Origin of the sequence: Brevibacillus sp. BD137, from assembly GCF_041644655.1 — a bacterium.
Classification (GTDB): Bacteria; Bacillota; Bacilli; order Brevibacillales; family Brevibacillaceae; genus Brevibacillus; species Brevibacillus brevis_D.
Map to the genome: position 1 here is coordinate 341,988 of NZ_JAOTNO010000005.1, position 18,251 is coordinate 360,238.

17 protein-coding genes and 1 other annotated feature are annotated in these 18,251 nt (G+C 46.9%); of the genes, 10 read left to right on the forward strand and 7 right to left on the reverse strand.

Features of this window, described 5'->3' with window-relative positions:
• The first annotated feature begins 15 nt into the window (after positions 1–15).
• The 4 genes from ccsB to ODZ53_RS14340 all read left to right on the forward strand — a co-directional run bounded on the left by ccsB (position 16) and on the right by ODZ53_RS14340 (position 4,981).
• Positions 16–1,245 (forward strand): c-type cytochrome biogenesis protein CcsB, encoded by a 1,230-nt coding sequence (ccsB, locus tag ODZ53_RS14325; RefSeq protein WP_012686104.1) that lies wholly within the window; start codon positions 16–18, stop codon positions 1,243–1,245.
• 88 nt (positions 1,246–1,333) lie between these two features.
• Entirely contained in the window at positions 1,334–2,050 is a 717-nt protein-coding gene (locus ODZ53_RS14330) for a response regulator transcription factor (RefSeq protein WP_012686105.1), read from the forward strand.
• Between the two features lies 1 nt (position 2,051).
• Positions 2,052–3,836 carry an ATP-binding protein gene (locus tag ODZ53_RS14335; RefSeq protein WP_199927097.1) on the forward strand — a complete coding sequence of 595 codons (1,785 nt, stop codon included), beginning with the start codon at positions 2,052–2,054 and terminating at the stop codon, positions 3,834–3,836.
• Positions 3,837–3,850: 14 nt separating this feature from the next.
• A complete protein-coding gene (locus tag ODZ53_RS14340) occupies positions 3,851–4,981 on the forward strand; it encodes an HAD family hydrolase (RefSeq protein ID WP_372677826.1) in 1,131 nt (376 codons plus the stop codon).
• 39 nt (positions 4,982–5,020) lie between these two features.
• On the opposite strand, the gene ODZ53_RS14345 is transcribed toward ODZ53_RS14340, so the two are convergent.
• From ODZ53_RS14345 to ODZ53_RS14370, 6 genes are all read right to left on the reverse strand, one after another.
• Positions 5,021–5,296: a hypothetical protein gene (locus ODZ53_RS14345; RefSeq protein WP_372677828.1), complete on the reverse strand. Its 276-nt coding sequence runs from the start codon at positions 5,294–5,296 to the stop codon at positions 5,021–5,023.
• 13 nt (positions 5,297–5,309) lie between these two features.
• Positions 5,310–6,593, reverse strand: a complete 1,284-nt coding sequence (locus ODZ53_RS14350; RefSeq protein WP_372677830.1) for an ArsB/NhaD family transporter — start codon at positions 6,591–6,593, stop codon at positions 5,310–5,312.
• 117 nt (positions 6,594–6,710) lie between these two features.
• Positions 6,711–8,294, reverse strand: coding sequence for a phosphoglycerate dehydrogenase (serA, locus tag ODZ53_RS14355; protein ID WP_372677832.1), 1,584 nt, complete (start codon positions 8,292–8,294; stop codon positions 6,711–6,713).
• Positions 8,287–9,441, reverse strand: coding sequence for a pyridoxal-phosphate-dependent aminotransferase family protein (locus ODZ53_RS14360; RefSeq protein ID WP_372677834.1), 1,155 nt, complete (start codon positions 9,439–9,441; stop codon positions 8,287–8,289). The genes serA and ODZ53_RS14360 overlap by 8 nt, the downstream gene beginning before the upstream one ends.
• 70 nt (positions 9,442–9,511) lie before the next feature.
• Positions 9,512–9,759: a binding site (T-box leader), on the reverse strand.
• A 369-nt stretch (positions 9,760–10,128) separates the two neighbouring features.
• Positions 10,129–10,335 carry a ferredoxin gene (locus ODZ53_RS14365; protein ID WP_007724004.1) on the reverse strand — a complete coding sequence of 69 codons (207 nt, stop codon included), beginning with the start codon at positions 10,333–10,335 and terminating at the stop codon, positions 10,129–10,131.
• A gap of 103 nt (positions 10,336–10,438) precedes the next feature.
• Positions 10,439–11,350 carry a hypothetical protein gene (locus tag ODZ53_RS14370; RefSeq protein ID WP_372677836.1) on the reverse strand — a complete coding sequence of 304 codons (912 nt, stop codon included), beginning with the start codon at positions 11,348–11,350 and terminating at the stop codon, positions 10,439–10,441.
• Positions 11,351–11,430: 80 nt separating this feature from the next.
• Here ODZ53_RS14370 and ODZ53_RS14375 point away from each other — a divergent pair, with 80 nt between their 5' ends.
• From ODZ53_RS14375 to ODZ53_RS14400, 6 genes are all read left to right on the forward strand, one after another.
• A complete protein-coding gene (locus ODZ53_RS14375; protein WP_372677838.1) occupies positions 11,431–12,546 on the forward strand; it encodes a YpbB family protein in 1,116 nt (371 codons plus the stop codon).
• A complete protein-coding gene (locus ODZ53_RS14380) occupies positions 12,543–14,054 on the forward strand; it encodes a RecQ family ATP-dependent DNA helicase (protein WP_372677840.1) in 1,512 nt (503 codons plus the stop codon). The genes ODZ53_RS14375 and ODZ53_RS14380 overlap by 4 nt, the downstream gene beginning before the upstream one ends.
• A gap of 16 nt (positions 14,055–14,070) precedes the next feature.
• A complete protein-coding gene (locus ODZ53_RS14385; RefSeq protein ID WP_199927089.1) occupies positions 14,071–14,649 on the forward strand; it encodes a CPBP family intramembrane glutamic endopeptidase in 579 nt (192 codons plus the stop codon).
• Positions 14,646–15,338, forward strand: coding sequence for a LysM peptidoglycan-binding domain-containing protein (locus ODZ53_RS14390; protein WP_372677842.1), 693 nt, complete (start codon positions 14,646–14,648; stop codon positions 15,336–15,338). The genes ODZ53_RS14385 and ODZ53_RS14390 overlap by 4 nt, the downstream gene beginning before the upstream one ends.
• A 56-nt stretch (positions 15,339–15,394) precedes the next feature.
• Positions 15,395–16,303 carry an NAD(P)/FAD-dependent oxidoreductase gene (locus ODZ53_RS14395; RefSeq protein WP_372677844.1) on the forward strand — a complete coding sequence of 303 codons (909 nt, stop codon included), beginning with the start codon at positions 15,395–15,397 and terminating at the stop codon, positions 16,301–16,303.
• 372 nt (positions 16,304–16,675) lie between these two features.
• Complete coding sequence (locus ODZ53_RS14400; protein WP_007723994.1) at positions 16,676–17,275, forward strand: genetic competence negative regulator; 600 nt, start codon at positions 16,676–16,678, stop codon at positions 17,273–17,275.
• Positions 17,276–17,348: 73 nt separating this feature from the next.
• Here ODZ53_RS14400 and ODZ53_RS14405 read toward each other — a convergent pair whose 3' ends face one another.
• A complete protein-coding gene (locus ODZ53_RS14405; RefSeq protein WP_372677846.1) occupies positions 17,349–18,092 on the reverse strand; it encodes a PIG-L deacetylase family protein in 744 nt (247 codons plus the stop codon).
• Between the last annotated feature and the right edge of the window lie 159 nt (positions 18,093–18,251).

Sequence of the window (18,251 nt, forward strand, 5' to 3'; positions counted from 1 at the left end):
GGGGGTACTAACAACGTGCAGCTCATCCAACTGAGTGACTGGTTATTGGATATCGCGTTTTTGCTCTACGTGATCTCGTCTATCTTCTTCGCTGTAGCCGTGACGGGTAAAAACTGGGCAGGGCGTGATCCCAAACAACATGAAGGGCGCTATGGACGGATTGCGTATTGGTTAGCCGTTATCGGTTTTGTGGCGCAAACAGGGTATGTGGCTGCTCGCTGGATTGCCGGCGGCCATAGCCCGACGAGTAACATGTTTGAGTTTATGGCATTCTTGGATTACTGTATTATCTTGGCCTACTTAATTATTTACCGGATTTACAAGCTGACCTCGATTGGTGCGTTTGTCCTTCCGCTTGGGGTGATCATGCTCGCGTACTCGTACGTGTTCCCGAAGCAAATCACCCCATTGATTCCGTCTTTACAGAGCTACTGGTTGCATATTCACGTGACTACCGCTGCACTGGGTGAAGGTATTTTGGCGGTTGGTTTTGCAGCGGGTCTCATGTATTTGATCCGTACCGTTCCGCAGCATATTTCCACCAAAAGCACGAAATGGCTGGAGATCGTGCTGGCCGTAGTTCTGATGCTCGTTGGATTCATTTTGATGGATTCTACGTTTGCGCGGATGGATCAAAAGACGGTATTTGAGATGAAGAAAGAAGAAATGAATGCTGTGGGTCAGAAGGTAAAACCAAAAGTGGAGTACATTCTGCCTGCAATTGTTGCGCCTGCTGATTCAACCATCATCAAGGAAGGCCCAATGTCACCACTCTTTGAGGCACCTACCTGGATGGAAGGAAAAGACGCCGCACGCAAATTGAACACGATGCTGTGGTCAGTCCTGACAGGGGCAATTTTGTATGGCGGCTTGCGTTTGATTTTCCGAAAACGATTAGGGGCTGCTATCAAGCCTTCAGTTGAAGGCGTCGATCCTGAGCTTCTGGACGAAATCAGTTATCGAGCAATCAGTATCGGATATCCGGTGTTTACTCTCGGGGCCCTTATCTTTGCGATGATTTGGGCAGAAGAGGCATGGGGACGATTCTGGGGGTGGGACCCGAAGGAAGTATGGGCATTAGTTGTCTGGCTCTTCTACAGTGCCTACCTGCACTTGCGTCTATCCAGAGGATGGATCGGTGCAAAATCAGCATGGATGTCCGTCATCGGCTTTGTCATTATTTTGATTACACTGGTCGTGGTCAATCTGGTCATTGCTGGTCTGCACTCTTACGCTGGGGTGTAGACATTCCTCGAAAAGCTGGTTTTACCACCAGCTTTTTGGACTATCTTCTAACAGTTATACGATAATATGAAAGCAAGAGGTGTTTCAGATGGAGAAAATGGCACGTATTCTCGTTGTAGACGATGAAGAGCGCATTCGTAGACTACTGAAAATGTACTTGGAAAGAGAAAACTTCCTGATTGATGAAGCAGATAATGGAGAGCAAGCAGTCGAAATGGCTGTAGGAAGTGACTATGATATCATTTTGCTCGACTTGATGCTGCCAGGTATGGACGGGATCGAGGTATGCCAGCGTGTTCGTGAATTCAAGGCAACCCCTATTATTATGCTGACGGCAAAAGGGGAAGAAACGAACCGCGTTCACGGGTTTGAGGCAGGGGTAGACGATTATGTCGTGAAACCGTTCAGCCCACGTGAGGTCATGTACCGGGTAAAAGCGATTCTTCGTCGCTCTTCCGCAACAGCGTATTTGAAGACAGAGACTTTCAACAGTCATTCTGTTCTTGTTTTCCCGGAATTGACCATTGACCACGATGCACACAAAGTCATCGCAAGTGGCCAAGAGGTGAGCCTGACCCCAAAAGAGTATGAGCTGCTGCACTACCTGGCATTGTCGCCGGATAAAGTGTTTACGCGTGAAGAACTGTTGAAAGATGTGTGGCACTATGAATTCTTTGGCGATTTGCGTACGGTGGACACGCATATCAAGCGTCTCCGCGAAAAATTGAACCGTGTTTCTCCGCAAGCAGCCAATATGATCGCCACGGTTTGGGGCGTCGGATACAAGCTAGAGGTGCCAAAGTAAAGTGGACGTTATTTTTCGCAGTGTAGTCGGAAAGCTATGGATGACGATTATTGCATTATTTGCTCTCGTCTTGACGATCTTCAGTTTGTTGCTCGTTCAATCCTTTGACAGCTTTTATAGCAATCGGCAGTCCAAGAATTTGCATGATCTGGCAGACGGTATCGCAGTCGGTTTGGCGCAAAGTCCAGATATGACAGCCGCTATGGAGATGGCTTCCAGGTTTGGCTTGGTCCATCATACGGGCATGGTCATTCTAGATGAAAAAGGAAAGCAAGTCAGTATGAGCGAAGGGGCTGGGCTTCCGCGTATTCCAATAGACCTTTTGCTCCAAAATCCTGCATTGGGTTTGACTGATGCGCTGGCAGGCAAGCATCCGGCAACCAAAACGATATATATTGAAGTGAATAAATCCGCTGACCGTACAAATAACAAGCATGAACTTCTTGCGGTTGCGGTTCCTTTAGAAATGGCAGCAGGGAAAACGGGCGCAGTGGTCATGTATCAGGCGATTGAAGATTTTGATGATACGGTTAGGGAAGTCAGATTTTTAATCTTTGTGGTTGGCGTCATCGGATTTGTCTCTACCACTGTATTCGCCTTTTTCCTCTCATCGCGTATTGCGACTCCATTACGTCAGATGAAAGAAACGGCGCATCGCATTGCGGAAGGGGACTTTCATGCTGAAATCCCGATCAGGACCCAAGACGAGACTGGTGAACTGGCGGCGTCGTTTAACACGATGGCAAGCAAGCTCAATCAGTTAGTCGATGCACTGTCCAAAGAGAAGGAGCAGCTGGCAAGCGTTCTTAGAAGCATGGTAGATGGTGTTGTGATGATAGATGCGAACGGTAAGCTGGCTGTGACGAATCCGCCAGCGGAACGATTTTTGCGAGATTGGGATTTCGAGCATTCGGATGAGCCTGTGCCGCTGTTCCCGTTCTATCAGCAGGTTTTGCAAACCGGACAGGAAGTGACAGAGGATATCCCTGTTCAAGGGCGGATATGGTCTGTTGTCATGGTACCTTTGAACGATAAGGATCAAATCCGTGGAGCGGTTGCTGTTCTTCGAGACATCACGCAGGAGCGTAAGCTGGATAAGATGCGTAATGATTTCGTGGCGAACGTATCCCATGAGCTGCGAACACCTCTATCCATGCTGCAAGGGTACAGTGAAGCGATTGTGGATGATATCGTAGCGACACCGGAAGAGCATAAAGAATTGGCGCAGATTATCTATGACGAGTCAGCGCGCATGACCAAGCTGGTGAATGAATTGCTTAGCCTGGCCCGGATGGAAGCAGGTCATGTTGAATTGTTCCAGGAGACGATGGAGTTGCGCCCATATTTGGAGCGCATTCAACGTAAATTCACCAATCTGGCGAGAGAACGCGAAATCCATCTCTTCCTTGAAATATCGACGACGTATACTCATGTGCTCATTGATCCTGATCGTATGGAGCAAGTGCTAACGAACTTGATTGATAATGCGCTGCGACATACGCCAAGTGGGGGAAGCGTCACCATTCGGGCTCGCGGGGATAAAACATTGCTGGTTGAGATCAGCGATACAGGCAGTGGTATTCCGCAAGAAGATTTGCCGTTTGTTTTTGAGCGATTCTATAAAGCTGACAAGGCTCGTACACGTGGACGACTTGGTGGGACTGGTCTTGGACTAGCCATTGCGAAAAACCTAGTCGAGGCACATGGGGGCACCATTAGTGTGCAAAGTAAACTGGGTGAGGGAACGACTTTTACAATCGCCTTGATAATGCATAAAAACAAATAGGAGTGTAGAGAGAAATGATCAAAACGATCTTATTTGATGTTGACGGGGTTATGTTGAGTGAAGAGCGATACTTTGATGCTTCTGCATTGACAGTGTGGGAATTTTTGTATAGCCCGCAGTATGTAGGGCTTGCAGGCGAGGAATTCAGTGCTTCTCCTGAAGAAGCGCAAATCAGACGAGTGCGCGAGCAAGTTTTCGCTCATGATGAAGTGCTAAACTTTATCAAGTCACGTGGAATCAACTCCAACTGGGACATGGTTTTCCTCGCGTTTTCCTATCAGTTGATTCGTTTGATTGAAGTGGTTAAAACGCAAGTTCCAGAAGCAACGAGCCTTCTTGTCGAACAAATTGATCGACCGCAACTGGCAAAAGTGAAAGAGTGGGCTGCCACTTATGCGCCTGATTTCCAAGTAGACTACGCAGCTTTCACCGCTGATTTTGCCAAAGGTTCTGCACAAAAAGCAGAAATGCTGCTCTACTTGAATCAGATTGCAAAAGAGCGTTGCGGTATTGCAACAGAAATGTTCTCTCGCAATAGTGATCTATGGCAGTTGATTCAAAAGACGTTTCAAGAATGGTATCTCGGTGACGAACGTGTGGCGGCATCGATTGGGCGTGAAACCATGCAGCCAGGCAAGAAGGGCTTCTTGGCAGACGAGATTCCGATTGTACCACCTGCAGAAATGGTCGAGTTGTTCCGCACGTTACAAGAAAAAGGATACACACTGGGGATTGGAACCGGGCGTCCTACCATTGAGACGCATGTTCCCCTTAGTGAGATGAACATACTGGAATGGTTTGACCCGAACCGTGTCGTAACTGCCTCTCACGTACTCGATGCGGAAGAAGCATTTCCTAGCTTTGCGCCGATGTCCAAGCCACACCCTTATTGCTATGTAAAAGGGTTGCTCGGACTCGATGCACCGATTAGTGATGCTGTCCATTTTTCATTACCAATCGAAAATGGAGAAGAGGTGCTGATCGTCGGCGATTCACTCGCTGATTTTCTAGCGGCTCGCTCAATCGGTTGCAAGTTTGCAGCGACATTGACTGGACTGTCTGGTCAAGATGCGCGCAGCAAGTTTGAAGAGGAAAAAGCAGATTTTATTCTCGATGATGTGCGCGATATCCTTTCCATTCTGTAGATAAAAAACTCCGCCGTATGTAGAAACGGCGGAGTTTTTTTATTCCCAACTAATCGATTGCAAGCATTTGAAGCGAAAGGCATGAATCAAAAAGGATTCAATCATGTTGAGACGGACGATTACTTCGAAGGATCCATCCTCTCGTGAAAAAAACAGGACATCTGTATAGTCTTTGTTCCCTTCAAAATAACGACGAACTTCTTTGACACGAGCTCGCATGGACTCAGATTTTACGACAATTTGGTAGGTAGCATCTTGCTGTGAAATTTGTTCCTTGATCTCGATTTCCTCTTGATTATAGGTGTAATGGAACAAGAGTGATTCCTCCTCACCAAATAAAATAGCGTAGATAAACGTAGACATGAGCAATCAAGATAGACAGGATCATTAACGGGAAGGCGATCTTCATAAAGCTGAAAAAGCCGATGTGATGTCCTTCCTTTGCAGCCAAGCCAGCAACAATCACGTTGGCACTAGCCCCAATTAAAGTACCGTTACCACCTAAACACGCCCCGAGTGCAAGGCTCCACCAAAGCGGCTCCAAATTGGTGATCCCGAGGGAGCCCATTTCCTTGATCATCGGAATCATGGTGGCAACGAATGGGATGTTGTCAACGAAGGCAGAGGCGATTGCGCTCAACCAGAGAATTAACAGGGAGGTTTTCATTGAATCTCCACCTGTCAGTTTCATCGCTTCATTGGCGAGTTTTGCAATCACACCAGTTTCAACTAAACCGGAGACGAGAACAAATAGACCAATGAAGAAAAAGATCGTATTCCATTCCACTTTGCTTATCGCATCTTCTAGATAGTGTTCTCCTGTTAGCAGAAGTAAGAGAAAAGCACCTGTCAGAGCGATCGTGGCCGATTCTAAATGAAGCGCTCCGTGCAGCATGAAGCCTAAAATCGTTAGCGCCATGACGGTTAAGGACTTTTTCAGTAAACGGCTGTCGGTAATCTCATCACGCTCATTTAACTGCATGATTTTTGCACTCAACTCAGGTGATGTTACTAACTGCTTACGGTATATGAGCACCAAGCAAACAACGGTGACAGCCATAATCACGATGATAATTGGACTCAAATTCACGAGAAACTTCATAAAATCAAGCTCCGGCACAGAACTGCCAATCATGATATTCGGTGGATCACCGATCAACGTAGCAGTTCCTCCAGCATTGGAGGCGATAATTTCACTGATTAAAAAAGGAATCGGATTAAGCTGGAGCTGGCGCGCGATGCTAAACGTCACAGGTACGATGAGAAGTACAGTAGTAACGTTGTCCAAAAAGGCGGAGGCAATGGCCGTGATCAAGCTCAGGTAGACGAGGATACGAATCGGTTTGCCCTTTGCGACCTTTGCTGCACGGATGGCTACATACTTGAAAACACCGGTCTGCGCCGTAATGGCAACCAAGATCATCATCCCAATCAGTAGGCCGAGCGTGTTGAAGTCGATATGGTGAATTGCTTGTTCCTGTGTAACGATCCCGAACAAGACCATGAGAATTCCGCCGGACATGGCGACAATGGTTCGATGCAACTTTTCGCTAATAATAAATGCATAGGTAACTAAAAAGATACCAATAGCGAATAATGCCTGATTCGTCATAAGAAGCTCCTTCCTAGGTGTGTAGAATTATCTTGTCCCATTATAGCTCTAACCAAAATCAGGGTAAAGAAAAAGACCCGGCAGAAGGCCAGGTCTATTCTCTGTGGAAGGGAGAACCTACAGCTCGATTTGTGTAACGCTTTTCACTTCCGCCAGCTCACCCATCGTATCGAGAAGCTCCGGCGTCAATGGTTTGTCGACAGAGAGCATCATGATCGCGTCTCCACCAATATCACGGCGTCCTACCTGCATCGTTGCGATGTTCACGCTGTTTTCACCCAAGATGGAACCGACACGTCCGATCACACCTGGACGGTCATTATGGTGAATGTAGAGCAGATAGCCCTCAGGCGCTACGTCAATCGCAAAGTCGTCAATTTTCACAATACGTGCACCGTAACCATTGAGTCGCGTTCCAGCCACTGTGCGTGTCTCTTGCGTCGTTTTTAAGCTAACAGTCAGTAAGTTCGTAAAGCCCTTGTTTTGTGCTGTCTTTTGCTCCGTTACGGTGATGTCACGGACTTTTGCTAGAATCGGGGCGTTCACATAGTTGACTACCTCTCCTAGACGGAAGGACAGTACACCTTTGAGGACAGTGCGAGTCAGCGGAGACGTGTCTACATCCGTCAATTCGCCGCTATATTTAATGGAAATTTCCGAAATGGAACCTACTGTCACTTGGGCAAGGAAATGGCCCAGCTTTTCACCCAACGTAAAGTACGGTTGGACTTTTTCCATCACGTGCGCAGGAATCGAAGGCAAATTCACGGCATTTTTGAATGGCTCGTTACGAAGAACCTTCAGGATTTCTTCCGATACGTCTACGGCCACGTTTTCCTGTGCTTCAATGGTCGAAGCTCCCAGATGTGGAGTCGTTACCACTTGAGGCAGACCGACGAGAGGGTTGTCTACAGGTGGTTCTTCTTCGAAAACGTCCAGAGCTGCCCCCGCGACTTTTCCAGCGGTAATCGCCTCGTAGAGAGCCTTCTCGTCAATGATTCCTCCGCGAGCGCAGTTGATCAAGCGAACGCCATCTTTCATTTTCGCGAATTCACGCGTGCTGATGATGTGGCGGGTTTCTTTTGTCAGCGGAGTATGGACGGTAATGAAATCTGCATTGCGGCAAATTTCATCCACAGTTGCGTTAGTTACACCCATTTTTTGCGCACGTTCCTCGGTCATGAAAGGATCGAAGCCCATGACGGTCATGCCAAATGCTTTCGCACGCTTCGCAACCTCAGAACCGATACGGCCCATACCGATGACTCCGAGTACTTTGTTGTTCAACTCAACCCCTTGGAAGCTTTTGCGATCCCATGTACCGTCTACTAGCTTCTTGTGAGCTTGAGGGATGTTACGAGCAACAGCCATCAGCATGGCAAACGAATGCTCTGCGGTGGAGATGGTGTTGCCGTCCGGAGCGTTGATGACCGGAATACCTGCTTGGGTGGCAGCGTTGATATCAATGTTATCGACCCCAACACCCGCGCGACCGACAGCCTTCAGCCTTTTGCCGGCGGAAAGTACTTCTGCTGTTACTTGGGTTTGGCTGCGTACGAGGAGTGCATCGTAGTCGCCAATCACATCGATCAGTTCGGCAGGGGAGAGGTTTGTTTGACGAACCACTTCTACATCAGAAGCGTCCAAGAGCTGTTGAATTCCAAATTCGCTAAGTGGATCAGTAATGAGTACTTTATACATGTGCGATGAGCACCTCCTGAGCAGCTTTTACACCAGCACCCAGTTCAACTGGAGCACCGATTTGGTGAAGCGACAATTCAATCGCAGAAATGACTTGCAGGACATCCAATGGCTCACAATAACCCATGTGCCCGATGCGGAAGATCTTGCCTTTCAGGTGCTGCTGGCCGCCAGCAATCGTGATATTGAATTGCTGCGTTAACATTTTGCGGAGAGCTTCTGCATGAAAGGTACCCTCAGGATCGCAAGAAGTAACGGTCGTAGATGCGTACTGATCTTCTGCCATCAGTTTTATGTTTAATGCCCTCATCGCTGCGCGAGTCATGTCTCTCATTAGTTCATGGCGCTTTACGATAGCTGGCAAGCCTTCTTCCTCCATGATATCCAATACCTCGGCGAGACCGAAAATGAGGGATACAGCAGGCGTATACGGTGTTGTTTGCTCGGCCAAGCTCTTGCGGTATGCTTTCAGGTCCAAATAGAAGGCGAGCGATTTGTTTTGCTCAATCACTTGCCATGCGCGTTCACTCGCAGCGAGAAAGGCAAGGCCTGTTGGCAACATGAAAGCTTTTTGCGAGCCAGTTACTACGATATCGACACCCCAAGCGTCCATTTCGCATGGAACCGCACCAAGGTTACTTACTGCATCCACAATGAAGAGGGCGTCCGAATGAGTGCGGATTGCTTTCGCCAAGTCAGCAATCGGATTTTCTACCCCAGTGGATGTTTCACAGTACGTAGCAAATACGGCTTTTATTTGTGGCTTTTTTTGCAGGAATGTTTCAATCAGCCCAGGTGTAACCGCCTCGCCCCAAGGTACTTCCACGCGATGGGCGATGATACCGTAACGCTCGCAAATTTTTGCAAAGCGCTCACCAAATGCACCGCTGACGAGGACGGCAGCTTCATCGCCTGGTTGAAGCGTGTTTACGACGCCCATCTCCAGCGCACTCGTTCCGCTACCTGCCAAGATGTATACGTCCTGCTTGGTGCCAAAGTAAGGCTTCAGTCTTTCAGCAGTACGGGCGAAAAGAGCGGAAAATTTGCCGCTGCGGTGTCCAATCATCGGTTGGTTCATCGCATTTTGGACCCGTGGTGGAATAGGGGTAGGGCCAGGGATTCTCAAGATCATTTTGTCTGCAAACATGGTTCTCTCCTCCTAAATAAGTGCATATCAAAAAAACCTCCCGTTCTCACACTGCTCCTATTACAGAACAGTGAGGGACGAGAGGCTTTGCTTCGCGGTGCCACCCTCATTCGCTCCTTTTTTCTCAAAAAAGAGCCTTGGTAGGTACATGACCTAAAAGAGATAACGGTTCTACCGTTTGCGTCTACTTGGATGGTGAATCCATTTTCAACGCAGCAGCTCAGAAGTGCTTAACCGTGGGAGAAATCGCCGATTCGCAGCAACCATCGGCTCTCTGGGGATTTCTCAATCACAGCGTTTCTTCGTCATCGCTGTTGTTTTATAAGGTGTTTCGTAAGATTTGTACTTACGATATCACGTCAAAATAACACCGTCAAGAAGAAAAACGAGAAAAAATGAACATTAATTATTTTATATCGGTTATCGTTCGTGAATAATACTCAGTTTCATGCTGGAAACACTACAAAAACGACCAAAACACGAACGTTAAGATGTTTACATCACAAAAAATGGAAAAAACGCATTTTAATGTTCGGATTTTGCTGTTGCTATTATCTTATCGAAAAATTACAAAAGAAAGAACGGGAAGTTGTCGATCATTTGTTCAATGGAGGAGAGGAGGGCATAATGAAAAACCTCTTACATACCGAAGTACGTAAGAGGTTTCTTCCATTAGTAGATGGAATACTATTCCACTTTAATAGAGTCGGTCGGGCATCCTTCAGCAGCATCACGAACATCGTCATGCAGGATATCCGGGATTTCAACGCTGTTCGCATTGTCATCCAACTTGTTGAACGCAAGGCCCTCATCGTCGTAATCAAAGACGTCAGGAGCCGTGGCGCCACAAGCACCGCAAGCAATACAAGTATCTTTATCTACCCATGTAGTCATCGTGGTTTCACCTCCCATACCGAAGTGGTACGTCCACTATCATAGATCATTGTATGCTCTTGGTGACAAGATTTCAAGATTGAATCAGTCTAAAAATGTACGACTACTTATAAAGAGGGATTTCAGGTGCCCTTAGCACGGAGTAGAGCTGTGTATTCAAGCGTTTAAAATCTCCCGCAGATACTGCATCTGTCGCGTTCAAAATCTTCACGGCAGCGGCTAAATCCTTGATTCCTAGTGCCTGAACTTCGTTGGATGCAATGAGCAAATCAAGTCTTGCAGTCAAGTCTTCAGGACTATAGCTGCTCCATTGATTGCTTTTTGACATGGCGACAGCTGCGAGATAGGTGCGGTAATGGAACGGATACTGCTTCCACTGTGCGGTGTTAACGGTTCCAGGCAATTGCTTCGGCATGCCTTGCTTCACCACATAAGCCGATTCCCAAGACGCGATGGAGTGATACACCATTTCCTGTGCGGTTAGCCAGTTATTTTGGAAAAGCGTCAGGCTAGCTCCAATGGAAGCAGTCGTAGCCTTATTTTGATCGGAACGAATCTGCTCCATACTATCCAAATACGCCCGTACACTGTTCGTAAAGGTGGCGTGAGCTTGTCTCAGCATGGGTGACGTCGGCAAGGGAACGTTTTTCTCCAGCTCTTTCCTTGTCTGGTCAGCTAAACTGCTAAGATGCTTCAAGCCTTCGGTCCGTTCACTTTCGTTCATTTGATTCCACTTATCCATTGTATCAAAATGTGCTTGCTTCAGATCAAGCAGCGGTGCATAAACGGCATAGTAAAATCGGATAAAGTCCTGTTCGTTGTACAGCTTTTGCTCACGTAGCATTTTTTCTTTTTCGGCTTCCTTTTTCTCAGCTTCGAGTACGGCGGCTTGTTCCGACTCCAATTGTGTCTTCATATAATGGGCCCCGAAAAAAAATCCACCAACTGTGCATGCAAGTGTTATGATGATCATGTACGCCATCATAAATTCAGTTCTTTTCAATCGTTTTGTCATACTATCCTCCAAATACAATGATGCAGTTTACTTCGCTTACTTTGAGCTTTGAAAAATATAGAATGATGTAAGGAGTACCAATGAACAGTCGGAACAGTGCGGCAGAGGAGCAGGACCTCTTATGTGCGGTCGCCTTGAATGCCATGTTACCTCTGGCCAATGAACGAACGCTGCAATCAGCCTACTACATACTGCGTGGCAGAAAAGCCAATCAGACACTGCAAGATGTGCATTTGTATACCCTTTATCCGTATTATCGGATGTTTTCTCGTTTTCCAAGAGAGGATTGGGAGAAAATAGTTTCAACTTTATTTCAGGCAGGCTGGATTTTACCTGTTGATGCAGTTGGAACAAACTCGAAACCGACCTTTACCTTTTCTGATACAGGATTGCAGCATGCCAAACACATGTACCAAAAATATCGGTTTGATGTATGGTTCGCACCTTTTACCCAGTCTGATTTGGCGGAGCGAATCGAACTATTTTGGAATAGACTTCATCTTATGGTGCAGACGATCTCGCAAATGCATCAGGGTGATCTCGGTTTCATTCCGGTCGTTTCGGACAAGCCAGCGCAGCGTTGGGTAAAAAATCAATTATCTGATGGGACATTGCGAAATGCTTGGAAACAGCAATTGTCTGACGAGCTATATCGATTATGGGAGCCCCTGGATGAAGGTGTGCAGGAGCTTTTGTTTTGTCAACTGTCAGGAGTAGGACAAGTTGGCAAGACCATGGGGCAAGTAGCAGAGATTCGCCAAACGAGTCGTAGCTATCTCATGCTGCAATTTCGATATGGGCTAGCCGCGTCGATTCAGACGTTGCTTGCAGAGAGCAATCATTATCCTCTTTTATCAAAACTGGTTACAGAATCCCACAAACTTGATCCACGTCTCACCGAAAGTGCTGCCCGAACGTACGCAATGCTTCAGACTGGCTGTGACAAAAAGGAAATAGCGAAGAGACGACAAATGAAAGAAAGTACAATAGAAGATCATTTGGTAGAGATTGCCCTGCGCTGTCCGGAATGGGACATGACAACGTATTTACCGAATGAGCTGGCAAAAGAGATCGTGGAAACGAGTGAGCGACTCGATACAAGCAGACTCCGGCTCATCAAGGATCAATTGGAAGCAACAGTAACGTATTTGCAGATCCGATTGGCATTGGCACGGGCGACGAGGGTGGCAAAATGAATAAACAGCTCATGTACGACAGATTAAAGCTGCATTTTGGATATGACTCGTTCCGCCCCGGTCAGGAGCCTATTATTGAACGTCTACTACATGGACGAAGTGTTCTCGGGCTATTAGCAACAGGTGGTGGGAAATCAGTGACGTATCAGCTGCCAGCAATGCTTTTGCCGGGTCTGACCGTCGTGGTTTCCCCATTGATCTCCTTGATGGTCGATCAGGTGCAGCAGCTTCGAGCGCGAAAAAAAATTCCGGCTACCTATTTGAACAGCTTGCAAGATCCGACAGAGTCCCGCGAAATTTTGAAAGGGCTCTCGGAAGGTGCGTACAAGCTTCTGTATATTTCTCCTGAAAAGCTTCAACAGACCTATGTCCAACAAGTGTTAAAGCGAGCGAGGGTGTCCCTGATCGCAATTGATGAAGCGCATTGTATCTCGCAATGGGGACATGACTTTCGCACAGATTACTTGCGATTGCCTGAAGTCGTGAAACAATTGGGTGCACCTCCTGTTCTGGCTGTGACGGCGACTGCGACGGCGTCTGTTCGTGAGGAAATTTGCAACTTATTTTCCATTAAAAAGGAAGATGTTGTGTTGCAGTCCCTCAATCGGGCAAATATCGCCTATGATCTGGTTGAAGTTGGGGAGGAAACAGACAGGCGTTCGTATGTATTTGATCAGATCGATCGTTTGCAGGGGCCTGGAATCATTTACTGCAGCACGCGACAAGCAGTAGATGTGTTGGCAGCCTCTTATCAACTCGAAGGAAAAAAACGCGTTCACGGTTACCACGGGGGCATGAACAGCATGGAGCGAATGCTGATTCAATCCCAATTTCTCGCAGGAGAGCTGGATGTTATTATTGCAACCAATGCATTTGGTATGGGAATCGACAAGCCAGATATTCGCTACGTCATCCATTATCAAATGCCAGCCAGTTTAGAGGCATACGCACAAGAAATCGGACGGATCGGCCGTGACGGCAAGCCCGGGTATGCGCTGCTTTTATTTTCGTGGGACGATTTGCAGATTCATCAGCACATGCTGGAGAAGGAGTACCCGACACAAGCGCAAGTTCAAAAATACGAGCAGTTGTGCAATACTGGAGTACCTTTGACGAACGAGGCATTGGCGATGATGGATATATCCGAAGAGATGGGCGCTCTCCTTGCCTTTTATACGGAAAGAGTGCTGGGCTTAAACGAAGCTGCTGCTGCGGGAGAGTCCTATCCAAAGGCTCATACCATTTGGCAGGAAACAGAAAAGAGAAAAAGCTTTAAGCAAAAAAAGCTAGCAGAAATGGTATCTTACGTAAGAGGAGAAAACTGTTTGCGTGCGAGCATTAATACGTATTTCAAAGAAAAGGATCATCAATTTGATCTGTACTGCTGTAAGAATTGTGGCCTAACTATGGATGCGTATTTCCAAACGAATGACCAAACAATCGCAAAGAATGAACAAATCAAATGGAATTTGCGGCAGGCGTTAGACACTCTTTTGCCGAACAAATAAAGGAGAGAAACATCGAGTGAAGGAAGATCGGCTAGAGGTGGATGAAGCCACTCTTCGGCTGAATCTATGGTTGACACAAGGAATCGTGATGGGAGTGGCTGCTGCCGGTAGCTTATTAGTGCTGGGCTGGGATGCTACTCTGTCCTTGTTTACTTTGCCAGGCTGGAATGCCGTACTGTGGGCCGTGTTTGTAGCCGCAGGTATTATCATCGCGAGTATAGTGATGGATCGTTACTTGCCGAAGCGATGGCAGGATGATGACAGTATCAATGAAAAAGTTTTTGGCGCCATGTTACCATCCACCACGATCCTCGTCTGTATGGTAGTAGGGGTTGGAGAGGAATGGCTATTCCGTGGAGTGATTCAATCGCTTGCCGGGAACTTTTGGAGCAGCCTTATTTTTACACTGATCCACGTACGTTATTTGAAAAAACCGCTCATGATCATAAGTGTATTTGGTACAAGCTTGATCTTGGGGCTCTTGTTTTCCCATTATCAGTCGCTTTGGCCCTCGATTGTGGCTCATATCCTTATTGACGTCATGTTAGCATTTTATCTACAAAAAACAATCAAGAAAAAGGGGGAGGAAGAATGAATCTTGAGCATAATCCATTACCACCCCGACGCTCCCGTCATACTCGCCCTAAAGCGTCGTTCTCGTTTAAAAAGTGGATTCAACCGGGATTGTACTTGTTTGGATTCGTCTTTTTCGGGTTGATTGGTTTTGAGTTGTACAGGGCCAATATCCCAAATGAGTCAGTAGCTTCTGGTAGTGTTGAAGTGAAAGATGTTGAAGGGAAGGAAGTTAGCAAAGCGATTACCACCTCGCAAGGGAGTAAGGCAGGAGAAAAGGAGCCTGTATCCGTCGTTCTCACTCCTACGCCTGATTCTAATGCAAATGTGACCACCCCTCCTGACAAAGTGAAAACGATCGAATCAAAGCCGGTTGAACCGACGGTGAAGTCGACAACAAGCGCACAGACAGCAGCTGTGAGCCCAGTTCCAGCCAAAACTTCGACTGGTACAACTGTAAGCAAGACAAACCAGATCACGAGTACTTCTCCTATCAAAGTAGCTACACCGGGAAAACCAACTTCAACACCACCTGTAACAAAATCAAAGATCGTCAAGCATGTGGTGAAGAAGGGGGAAACGTTGTTTATGCTGTCCCGAAAGTACTATGGAAATAACTCGAACGTAAGACGAATCGCAAAATACAACGGGCTTCATTCAGAAGCAGGGCTCGTCGAAGGAAGAGTTGTTTTGGTTCCACTCGTTCAGTAATGAGATCGTGCTCCACTGGTCATGCTATCGGGAAAAGGATAAGTAGGTGGAGGCAAGTGGAGTATGATACAGTCATTGTCGGCGGCGGGATTGCAGGGCTTCAAACTGCCATTCAACTTGCAAGATGCCTTCGACGCGTTGCAGTCATTGATATGCCAGGTGGTCGATCAACAATCGCCAAAGCCTACCGAAATATCCTCGGATTTTCGGAAGGGGTTAGTGGCGATTTTTTGCGTCATGCAGGCAAGGAGCAAGCACAAAAATACGGAGCAATTTTGATAACAGATGAGGTAACCAAGCTTTCTACCGACCCAAGCGGCTTATTTTCGATAGGTACAAAAAGCGGCATACATACGCTTACTTCGCGAACGCTGGTTTTGGCAACCGGCATGCGTGATCCGTTCCCAGCCATCCCTGGCTTCTCCGATTGTGTAGGGATATCGATTTTCTTGTGTCCCGACTGTGACGGCTATGAAACAGTTGACAAAACCACGGCAATCATTGGAGCGGGCCCACACGCTGTTTCGATGGCAGACGAACTTATTTATTATACCAACAGGTTAACAGTCATTAACCATGCAGAAATGCAGGTGGATAGGCAGGCTGTCTCTGAACTGAGCAAACGAGGTATCATGTATCGGGAGGAAAAAGTATGTGCTCTTCATCATACGGCGGGGCAATTGCAGGAAATCGAGCTATCTTCAGGTGAACAGTTGTCTGTAGAAAGAGCATTTCTTGCTTTTCCTGGTGCGCATGCATTGACAGAGCTTTTACGTGGTTTTTCCGTGCAAATTCATGAAAAAGGCCACATCCAAACGAACCCGCGAACAAAAGAAACGGATCATCCCAACATCTGGGCTGTTGGCGATATCAATGAGCATTCTCAGCAAGTGTCGATTGCCATGGGAGATGGGACACAGGCGGCCATTTGGATTCAAAAGCGGCTGCGTGAATTGGAGATGTAGAAAAACGCCTGATTCTGGGCGTTTTTTCATGTACAAACCTTTATGAACGAGAAGGAACCCGAACTAGCAGAACCAAATATAAATACAGAAGAACAATGAAGGGGAACTTTTCCTGGGAAAGCGCAGGAAGTGACAGACAACAACAAAGTTTCTTTTTTCGTGAGTGGATTCGACATCGGCAGGCGAATGCTGCGTAGGTGTCATGGTAGCTTTGTTCCAGTAACTAAATGTGATATGATAGGACTACCCCGTATTTTCCAGTCCATCAAAAAATGGATGAATGCCAACAGGTATTCGCCGGAGAATGTGGAGAACTCTTACAGGCTTACCATCATATTTTGTAGTACGACTGGATGGCGAGGAGGGACAGTCATGCGTGTTGAACGCCTTGGTCAAGATAAAATACGAATCTTTTTAACTTTTGACGACCTCTCAGAGCGCGGGATAGAAAAAGAAGACATGTGGCGTGACATTCCTAAAGTTCATGAACTGTTCAACGACATGATGGAACAGGCTTATCACGAATTAGGGTTTGAGGTATCAGGGCCTGTTGCAGTTGAAGTGTTCGCCTTGCCAGCTCAGGGAATGGTCGTAATCGTAACGCGTGGCAAGACGGGCTCAAAGGACGGAAAAGAGGAAGAATTCGAAGACGAGGATGTATACGAGCTAGAGGTAACATTGGAAGAAAGCGATTTGATCATGTATGCCTTCCGGGACTTTGAGCATATGGTTGAAGCCGCCCACCGCATTAACGCCCTTTTGACCAATGGCGGGGCTGCCTACTTCTACCAGGGAAAATATCATCTGGTGCTGGAGGAAGTCGACTTGGATCAAGAGCGTTATCACAAGCTAATTGCGATCCTCTCTGAGTACGGAGAAGCGACGCCGATAACGATTTATGTGTTGGAAGAATACGGGAAAGTGATCGTTGCCGACGATGCTGTAAAAGAAATATGCAGGCATTTCACGTAATCAAAAAAGAAATGTCTGGGAATATAAAACAGCACCTAGTCAACCAACTAGGTGCTGTTGCTGTCTGTATCGATTATACTAGGCCGTCAAAAAAATCAGCCTCTTTACCTTGAAGGGTATAGTTCGGAAGGCTGTGCCAAGCCAAGATGTAATGATTGTTTGGCGGAACAGAATCGTGCTCGCCTTTTGTTACACCTGGAAATACGCGCTCTACTGATAAGTGCTGTGTTCTGTGTGCCCGCAAGGCATCAGCTACTTTCGGCATATATTCAGGTGCGTGAATGATCGTCGTAATGCTCTCGATTGGATCTGTAAAGGGAGGCTTCATCGTACCAAATCCTTCGTCGGATGAGCGAGTCGCATAATAAAGCTTTCGCACACTTGTTTCTGGGCCTAAAGAAAGGACAGCCTGGGTGGTAGCATGACTAATCGCTAAGTGGTCAGGATGTCCGGAGATGCCATGCGGTGCAAACGTGACGACGATTTCCGGTTGGATCTGGTGAATAGCCTGGTGGATACGAGTAACGAGCTCATCTACGGGCACTGTGTTTAAGAACTTATCCTGATATTCCCAGACGTCTACCTGATCGAATCCAAGTATGGCACAAGCGTCGCGAAGCTCCTGCTCGCGAAAGCGGGGGAGTTCTTCCGGTGTGCATAACGGTGGTTCGCCAGCTTTTCCTGCTTGCCCTTTTGTTGCGCATAATAGATGTGTGCTGGCCACTTTGGTCTCACTATATTTGGAAATGGAAATCCCACAAGCAAACGTTTCGTCATCGGGATGGGCAAAAATAAACAAAACAGATTTTTTTTTCATAAAAACACCTCCATGAATAAACTTCCACATTACCTTTTCCATTATGGCATAAATTCACTAATCCTGTAATGAAAGAAACAAGTTTGGGGACAATAGAAGCATGGCTGGACGTGCATTTGAAGCTACTGGTATAAAACGGTGTCTGTAAAAGCGATTTCA